Genomic DNA, 555 nt, shown 5'->3' on the forward strand with positions numbered 1-555 from the left:
TTATTGATTCAAAGGTAAAACTGGTGCCGGCCAGAGGACTTGAACCCCCAACCTACTGATTACAAGTCAGTTGCTCTACCAATTGAGCTAGGCCGGCATAATATTATTTAGTTTCCTAAATTATTATTGTCGTCTTGTGCTCCAAAACTCTTTGGTTTTTTCGTAAATTGTATCCTTTTCAGGATGCTGCGATTCTCTACAAATTGAGCTAGGTCATCTTAATGTAATATGGTGGAGGATGACGGGATCGAACCGCCGACCCTCTGCTTGTAAGGCAGATGCTCTCCCAGCTGAGCTAATCCTCCATTTTAAATAGCATGGCGGCGTCCTACTCTCACAGGGGGAGAACCCCCAACTACCATCGGCGCTGAGAAGCTTAACTTCCGTGTTCGGTATGGGAACGGGTGTGACCTTCTCGCTATCGTCACCAAACTATTTTTAAAGACATGTATTATTATACTATCTTTTTATTTTTTTTCAAGAGTTTTTTTAAAATTATTCTCTCAAAACTAGATAATGTAGAAGAAGAACGAGATACCGTTGTAATCCAATACC

General features: G+C 41.1%; 2 tRNA genes and 1 rRNA gene. All 3 read right to left on the reverse strand.

What is annotated here, in order from left to right:
- Nucleotides 1-21: 21 nt before the first annotated feature.
- The 3 genes from JMM81_RS22710 to rrf all read right to left on the reverse strand — a co-directional run bounded on the left by JMM81_RS22710 (nucleotide 22) and on the right by rrf (nucleotide 432).
- Nucleotides 22-97: transfer RNA gene (locus JMM81_RS22710), tRNA-Thr, on the reverse strand.
- 132 nt (nucleotides 98-229) lie between these two features.
- Nucleotides 230-305 (reverse strand) — tRNA-Val (locus JMM81_RS22715).
- Between the two features lie 10 nt (nucleotides 306-315).
- Nucleotides 316-432: ribosomal RNA gene (rrf, locus tag JMM81_RS22720) — 5S ribosomal RNA — on the reverse strand.
- Nucleotides 433-555: the final 123 nt, after the last annotated feature.

Source organism: Bacillus sp. V3B, from assembly GCF_024494465.1.
Lineage (GTDB): Bacteria > Bacillota > Bacilli > Bacillales > Cytobacillaceae > Bacillus_BD.